Source organism: Verminephrobacter aporrectodeae subsp. tuberculatae At4, from assembly GCF_000193225.1.
Taxonomy (GTDB): Bacteria; Pseudomonadota; Gammaproteobacteria; order Burkholderiales; family Burkholderiaceae_C; genus Acidovorax; species Acidovorax aporrectodeae.
In genome coordinates, this window is the sequence record NZ_AFAL01000986.1 from 1 (window position 1) to 6974 (window position 6974).

A 6974-nucleotide genomic window follows, 5' to 3' on the forward strand; every position below is an offset into this window, starting at 1 on the left:
TCCATGACCTACGAATTTTCTTGCGCGCCCCGGCGCCCGGCGCGGCCCCGCGCGCCGCCAGCCGCTTGGCCAGCTTGGCCTGGGCCTCTCCCGGAGTGGGCAGCACGGGAAGCCGGTACCGGGTCCCGCACAGAATGGCCTTGATGACGCGGTGCACCAGCAGGTCGGGGTAGCGCCGGATCGGGCTCGTGAAATGCGTGTACGCCGTGAACGCCAATCCGAAGTGACCGCTGTTGGTCGGCGTGTAAATCGCCTGCTGCATGGAGCGCAGCAGCATGGTGTGGATCTGCTGGGCGTCGGGCCGGTCCCGGGTGGCCTCGGCGATCGCCTGGAACTCTGCGGGCCTGGGGTCGTCGCCGATCGTCATGCCCACGGCCATCGACTTGAGGTAGCCGCGCAGCATCTCCTGCTTCTCGGGCGTGGGGCCCTCGTGCACGCGGAACAGCCCGGGCTGCCCCCCCTGGGCGATGAAGTCGGCGCTGCACACGTTCGCCGCGAGCATCGCCTCCTCGATGAGCCGGTGCGCGTCATTGCGCGTGCGCGGAACGATTTTTTCGATGCGCCCGTTCTCGTCGCAGACGATCTGCGTCTCGGTGCTTTCAAAGTCCACCGCACCACGCTCACGGCGCGCGAGCAGCAGCGCGCGGTACACGTCGTGCAGGTTCAGCAGGTCCCGGACGCGCTCGCCGCGCCTGCCGGCCTCGGGTCCGCGCGTGTTCGCCAGGATGGCAGCGACCTCGGTGTACGTGAAGCGCGCGTGGCTGTACATCACCGCCGGGTAGAACTGGTACGCGTGCACCTGGCCCTTGGCCGTGACGAGCATGTCGCAGACCATGCACAAACGCTCCACTTCGGGGTTGAGCGAGCACAGTCCGTTGCTCAGCTTCTCGGGCAGCATCGGGATCACGCGCCGCGGAAAGTACACGCTGGTGGCCCGGTCGTAGGCGTCCACGTCGATGGCGCTGCCGGTCTCCACGTAGTGGCTCACGTCGGCAATCGCCACCAGCAGGCGCCAGCCCTTGCTGCGCCCCACCCTGGCCGGTTCGCAGTACACGGCGTCGTCAAAGTCGCGCGCGTCCTCGCCGTCGATGGTCACCAGGGGCACGTCCGTCAGGTCCACGCGGCGCCTCTTGTCCTGCGCGCGCACCTTGTCCGGCAGCGCCTTCGCCTGCGCCAGACAGGCGGCAGAAAACTCGTGCGGCACGCCGTACTTGCGCACCGCGATCTCGACCTCCAACCCCGGATCGTCCACCTCCCCGAGCACCTCGGTGACGCGGCCCACGGGCTGCCCGAACAGCGCGGGCGGCTCGATCAACTCGACGACCACGACCTGCCCGGACCGCGCAGCACCGGTGGCCCCTTTGGGAACCAAGACGTCCTGGCCATAGCGCTTGTCCTCGGGCGCCACCAGCCAGACGCCGCTTTCCTGCAGCAGGCGGCCGATGATGGGCTGGGGCGGGCGTTCGATGATCTCGAGCACGCGGCCCTCGGGGCGGCCGCGGCGGTCCTGGCGCACGATGCGCACGCGCACGCGATCCTTGTGCAGCACGGCGCGCATTTCGTTCGGGGGGATGTAGATGTCGCCCTCACCATCGTCGCGAACGACGAAACCGTGTCCGTCCCGGTGCCCCTGCGCGCTGCCCTCGATCTCGTCCGAGAAATGCGCGGGCTGCGCACCGGGAGGGGTATTTTTTTTGCTATACAATCTCGGTCTTTCCTGAAATGCCCAGGTGGCGGAATTGGTAGACGCACTAGTTTCAGGTACTAGCGAGTAACATCGTGGAGGTTCGAGTCCTCTCCTGGGCACCAAGTTTAACGAGAACCGGTGGCGGTTTTCGAAGCATTGAACCGCTGGACCGCAGCGGTTTTTTTACGCCCACAAAAAACGACCGGCGAGGCCCGAACCCGCCGGTGCTGGCATCAGGGCCCGATCCCGGACAGGCCCTCTCGCCTGCACTGAGCCGGACCCCGATCGCCACAGGGCTGAATCACTTCAGCTTCATTTCCTTGTATTCGACGTGCTTGCGCGCCCGGGGATCGAACTTCATGATCGCCATCTTCTCGGGCATGGTCTTCTTGTTCTTGGTCGTGGTGTAGAAGTGGCCGGTACCCGCCGTGGATTCCAGCTTGATCTTGTCGCGTCCACCTTTGCTTGCCATGGTGCTTCTCCTTTAAGCCTGACCCCGTGCGCGCAGGTCTGCGAGCACCGAGTCGATACCGTTCTTGTCGATCAAGCGCAGGGCCGCGCTCGAGACCCGCAGGCGGATCCAGCGGTTCTCGCTCTCGACCCAGAAACGGCGGTATTGCAGGTTCGGCAGGAACCGGCGCCGGGTTTTGTTGTTGGCGTGGGAAACGTTGTTTCCGACCATGGGCTTCTTGCCCGTTACGTCGCAGACGCGTGCCATGAGGACACTCCGATTTTTGAACAGCCCCTCGGCACCTCGGAAACCCGAAGGCAGCGAGTGGCCTCACCTCGCCAGAAAGAAGGGTGGCGGTAACCCCGGGTTGGACCCGATCGATTGCCCTGCCCGGCGCGCCGTGGAAACGACGGGCCAAATTTGGCAAAGCTGCGCAGTATAGCCTGATTCGATCACGCGCCCTGCTCCAGAAAGCGCTGCGCGTCCAGCGCCGCCATGCAGCCCGTTCCTGCGCTGGTGATGGCCTGGCGGTAGACGTGGTCCTGCACGTCGCCGGCAGCGAAGACACCGGGAACGCTGGTCTGCGTGGCAAACCCCTTGAGACCGCCCCGGGTGATGAGGTAGCCGTTTTCCATTTCGATCTGGCCCTGGAAGATTTCGGTATTCGGGGCATGACCGATCGCGATGAAGCAGCCCTGCAGCGCGATGTCCTGCGTGCTGCCGTCCTGCGTGCTCTTGATGCGCACGCCCGTCACGCCGGTGCCGTCGCCCAGCACCTCGTCGAGCGTGTGGAACAGCCTGAGCTCGATCCTGCCGGCGGCCACCTTCTCGTTGAGCCTGTCCACGAGGATGGGCTCGGCCTTGAACCTGTCGCGGCGGTGCACCAGGGTGACCTTGCTGGCGATGTTCGCCAGGTACAGGGCCTCCTCCACCGCCGTGTTGCCGCCGCCCACCACGCAGACGTCCTGCCCGCGGTAGAAGAATCCGTCGCAGGTCGCGCAGCCGGAGACGCCCTTGCCCATGAAGGCTTGTTCCGAAGGCAGTCCCAGGTACTTGGCCGACGCGCCGGTGGCCAGGATCAGCGCGTCGCAGGTGTAGCTGCCGCTGTCGCCCGCCAGCGTGAATGGGCGCTGGCCGAGGTCGACCTTGTGGATGTGGTCGAAGACGATTTGCGTCTTGAAGCGCTCGGCGTGCTCCAGGAAGCGCTGCATCAGGTCCGGGCCTTGCACGCCATGCACGTCGGCGGGCCAGTTGTCCACGTCGGTGGTAGTCATGAGCTGACCGCCCTGGGCCATTCCGGTGATGAGCACCGGGTTCAGGTTCGCGCGGGCGGCGTACACCGCGGCGGTGTAGCCCGCCGGGCCGGAGCCGAGAATCAGAACTTTCGCGTGTTGGCTGGTGGACATGGATGAGCCTTGTTTGTGCGCCCGGTGCAGAAACGCTGTTGGGAAAAACCGCGGAAGGCGCCGCCCACGCGGGCAGTCCCTTCTCAATCCCGGCGATTGTAAGAAGCTGCGGACCCAAGGACCCGGCGCAGCGACCCCGAAAGGGCGGCCGGGGATGCGCGCTCACGCGACGCCCGCCCATGGCCTATCATGCGCGGCGATATTTTGCCGCGTGGGCGCACGCCTGCGCGGCAGGCTCCCGACGACCCACCTGATTGACACCCGAACCCGAACGATCCACAGAGACAGAGGTCCCCATGCGCGTACAGCACAAATCCATCATCGTCACCGGCGCCGGCAGCGGCATTGGCGAGGGCATTGCGAAACGCCTGGCCGCCGAGGGCGGCAGGCTCATCGTGAACGACATCGACGAAGCCGGTGGCCGGCGCGTCGCGGCGGAGATCCGCGCCGCAGGCGGTCAGGCCGCTTTCTTCCGGGCCGACGTGACCTGTTCGGCCCAGGTCGAGGCCCTGGTGGACGAGGCCCTGCAGCGGTACGGCCGGCTCGACGTGGTGGTGAACAACGCCGGCTGGACGCACCGCAACCGCCCCTGCTCGAAGTCGGCGAGGAGGAGTTCGACAAGGTCTACGCCGTCAACGTGAAAAGCCTCTACCTGACGGCGATCCACTCCGTTCCCGTGATGCGCCAGGCCGGCGGCGGCAGCTTCATCAACATCGCCTCCACCGCCGGGCTGCGCCCGCGCCCCGGCCTCACCTGGTACAACGGCTCCAAGGGCGCAGTCATCACCACCAGCAAGTCCATGGCCGCGGAACTGGGGCCGGAAAACATCCGCGTGAACTGCATCAACCCCGTGTTCAACCCCGACACCGGCTTGGCGGCCGAGTTCGCCGGCGGCCCCGTGGACGAGGCCCGCCGCGCCAAGTTCCTCGCGAGCATCCCGCTGGGGCGCTTCTCCAGCGCGCTGGACGTGGCGCACGCCGCGCTGTATCTGGCGAGCGACGAGGCCGCGTTCATCAGCGGCGTGTGCATCGAGGTGGACGGGGCGCGCTGCGTGTGAGCGCCGGACGCGGCGCCCACGCCGCACGCAGCCATCGGAATTCCTTGCGGACTCTCAACCCAGCAGGGCCTGGGCAAACTCGCGCGCGTCGAAGCGCTCCAGGTCTTCGAGCTTCTCGCCCACGCCGATGAAGTAGACGGGGATGGGCCGCTCCTGCGCGATGGCGGCCAGGACGCCGCCCTTGGCCGTGCCGTCGAGCTTGGTCACGATCAGCCCGGTGAGTTGCAATGCGTCGTCGAATGCGCGCACCTGGGCGAGCGCGTTCTGCCCGGTGTTGCCGTCGATCACCAGCAGCACCTCGTGCGGCGCGCTCGCGTCGGCCTTGGCGAGCACGCGGCGGATTTTTTTCAACTCCTCCATCAGATGCAGTTGCGTGGGCAGGCGACCGGCGGTGTCCACCAGCACCACGTCCCTGCCGCGCGCCCGGCCGGCGGTCACGGCGTCGAAGCCCACGGCGGCGGGGTCCCCGCCTTGCTGGCTCACGATCTCGACGGTATTGCGCTCGGCCCAGACGCCCAATTGCTCGCGCGCTGCGGCGCGGAAGGTGTCCGCCGCCGCGAGCAGCACCGCAGCGCCTGCGTCCGACAGATGTTTCGTGAGCTTGCCGATCGACGTGGTCTTGCCCGCGCCGTTGACGCCCGCCACCATGATCACCGTGGGCCTGTGCGCGCCGATGACCAGGTTTTTTTCCAGCGGGCGCAGCAGGTCGGTGAGCGCATCCGCGAGCAGGTCCTTGACGGCGGCGGGGTCGGCGGCCTTGCCCTCCCTGACGCGGCGCCTGAGGTCGGCCAGCAAGCGCGCGGCGGCCGGCACGCCGGTGTCGGCCATGAGCAACGCGGCCTCCAGTTCCTCATACAGCACGTCGTCGATTTGCGTGCCGGTGAATACCGTGGCGATGCTGCTGCCCGTCTTGCGCAGGCCCGCCCTGAGGCGCTCGACCCAGCCGCCGCGCGCTGCCGGTGCGGCGGCGGTCGGCGCGGGTGCCGCAGCCGGTGCGGGCGTTTTTTTGAAGAAGCTGAACATTGGCAGGGCTCTTAGAATGGCGCCATTCTATGAAACACGTTTCTCCCCTCGCGGGCCTGCTGGCCCGCTGCATCTTCAGCGCAGCCTGCACCATGGCGTGCGCAGCTGCGGCAACGCCACCGGTTTCCCGCGCCGACGCCACGGCCACGGACTCCGGTGCGCAGCAGTTCACGCTGAGCAACGGCATGCAGTTCATCGTGCAGCCCGACCACCGCGCGCCCACTGCGGTGCACATGCTCTGGGTACGCACCGGCTCCATGGACGAGGTGGACGGCACCACGGGTGTGGCGCATGCGCTCGAGCACATGATGTTCAAGGGCTCCAGGACCTTGCCGCCGGGCGAGTTCTCGCGCCGCGTGGCGGCTCTGGGCGGGAATGAGAACGCCTTCACCAGCCGCGACTACACCGGCTATTACCAGCAGATTCCTTCCGAACACCTGGAGGAAGCGATGCGGCTGGAATCGGACCGCTTCGCGAACAACCACTGGCCCGACGAAGAGTTCCGCAAGGAGATCGAGGTCGTCAAGGAAGAGCGCCGCCTGCGCACCGAGGACCAGCCGCGCGCCGTGCTGGCCGAGCAGCTCTTTGCCACCACCTTCACCGCGGCGCCGTACCGCCACCCCGTCGTCGGCTGGATGAGCGATCTGGACGCCATGACGCCCGAGGACGTGCGCGCCTTCCACCGCCAGTGGTACCAGCCCGGCAACGCCGCCGTGGTGATCGCGGGCGACGTGGACGTGCAGCAGGTGCGCGCGCTGGCGCAGAAGTACTACGGCGCAATCCCCGCGCGCGCGCTGCCCGTGCGCAAGCCGCGCACCGAACCCGTGCAGCGGGGCCTGCGCCGCATTGCCGTGAAGGCGCCGGCCGAGCAGGCCTATGTGGCGCTCGCGTTCCGTGCGCCCTGCCTCGACCAGATGGAGAACCCCGGCGACGCCGACCGCGACGCGCTGGCGCTGCTGGTGCTGTCGGCCGTGCTCGATGGCTACAGCGGCGCCCGGCTCGATCGCGCGCTGACCCAGGGCGAGCAGCGCGTGGCCGACAGCGCCAACAGCGCGGCCATGGTCATGGGGCGGGGGCCCGGTCTGTTCATGCTCAGCGGCGTGCCCGCGGCGGGCAAGACGGCGCAGCAGGTGGAAGACGCGCTGCGCGCCGAAGTCGCCCGCGTGGCCCGCGAGGGAGTTGGCGAGGCAGAACTCGCGCGGGTCAAAACGCAGTGGATCGCCGCCTCCGTGTACGAGCGCGACTCGGTGTTCAGCCAGGCGCAGGAACTGGGCAGCAACTGGGCCCAGGGCTTTCCCCTGGACGCCCGGGACCGCCTGCTCGCCCTGCTGCGCACGGTCACCTCCGCGC

Annotated in this window: 6 protein-coding genes, 1 tRNA gene and 1 pseudogene; 3 read left to right on the top strand and 5 right to left on the bottom strand. The window is 67.9% G+C overall.

The features are described 5' to 3' along the window. Window positions 1-1705 (bottom strand): ribonuclease R (gene rnr, locus VTU_RS0124120; RefSeq protein WP_010110210.1); only part of this gene is annotated, 1705 nt, incomplete at its 3' end. Window positions 1706-1724: 19 nt separating this feature from the next. Here rnr and VTU_RS0124125 point away from each other — a divergent pair. Then, window positions 1725-1809: transfer RNA gene (locus tag VTU_RS0124125), tRNA-Leu, on the top strand. A 179-nt stretch (window positions 1810-1988) separates the two neighbouring features. Here VTU_RS0124125 and rpmG read toward each other — a convergent pair. The 3 genes from rpmG to trxB form a co-directional block, all read right to left on the bottom strand. Continuing rightward, window positions 1989-2159 carry a 50S ribosomal protein L33 gene (rpmG, locus tag VTU_RS0124130; RefSeq protein WP_010110212.1) on the bottom strand — a complete coding sequence of 57 codons (171 nt, stop codon included), beginning with the start codon at window positions 2157-2159 and terminating at the stop codon, window positions 1989-1991. A 12-nt stretch (window positions 2160-2171) separates the two neighbouring features. Next, entirely contained in the window at window positions 2172-2405 is a 234-nt protein-coding gene (gene rpmB, locus VTU_RS0124135; protein WP_010110214.1) for a 50S ribosomal protein L28, read from the bottom strand. Window positions 2406-2590: 185 nt separating this feature from the next. Beyond that, window positions 2591-3544, bottom strand: coding sequence for a thioredoxin-disulfide reductase (trxB, locus tag VTU_RS0124140; RefSeq protein WP_010110216.1), 954 nt, complete (start codon window positions 3542-3544; stop codon window positions 2591-2593). 296 nt (window positions 3545-3840) lie between these two features. On the opposite strand from trxB, the pseudogene VTU_RS30210 reads away from it, so the two are divergent. Beyond that, window positions 3841-4601: pseudogene (locus tag VTU_RS30210) on the top strand (SDR family oxidoreductase). Between the two features lie 54 nt (window positions 4602-4655). On the opposite strand, the gene ftsY reads toward VTU_RS30210, so the two are convergent. Then, entirely contained in the window at window positions 4656-5624 is a 969-nt protein-coding gene (gene ftsY / locus VTU_RS0124150) for a signal recognition particle-docking protein FtsY (protein WP_010110217.1), read from the bottom strand. Between the two features lie 29 nt (window positions 5625-5653). On the opposite strand from ftsY, the gene VTU_RS0124155 reads away from it, so the two are divergent. Continuing rightward, window positions 5654-6974, top strand: a 1321-nt coding sequence (locus VTU_RS0124155; RefSeq protein ID WP_010110219.1) for a M16 family metallopeptidase, incomplete at its 3' end; no start/stop codon positions are given.

Coding starts and splice junctions, on each gene's coding strand:
- rpmG (WP_010110212.1), bottom strand. CDS start 2,159: ATGGCAAGCAAAGGTGGACGCGACAAGATCAAGCTGGAATCCACGGCG.
- rpmB (WP_010110214.1), bottom strand. CDS start 2,405: ATGGCACGCGTCTGCGACGTAACGGGCAAGAAGCCCATGGTCGGAAAC.
- trxB (WP_010110216.1), bottom strand. CDS start 3,544: ATGTCCACCAGCCAACACGCGAAAGTTCTGATTCTCGGCTCCGGCCCG.
- ftsY (WP_010110217.1), bottom strand. CDS start 5,624: ATGTTCAGCTTCTTCAAAAAAACGCCCGCACCGGCTGCGGCACCCGCG.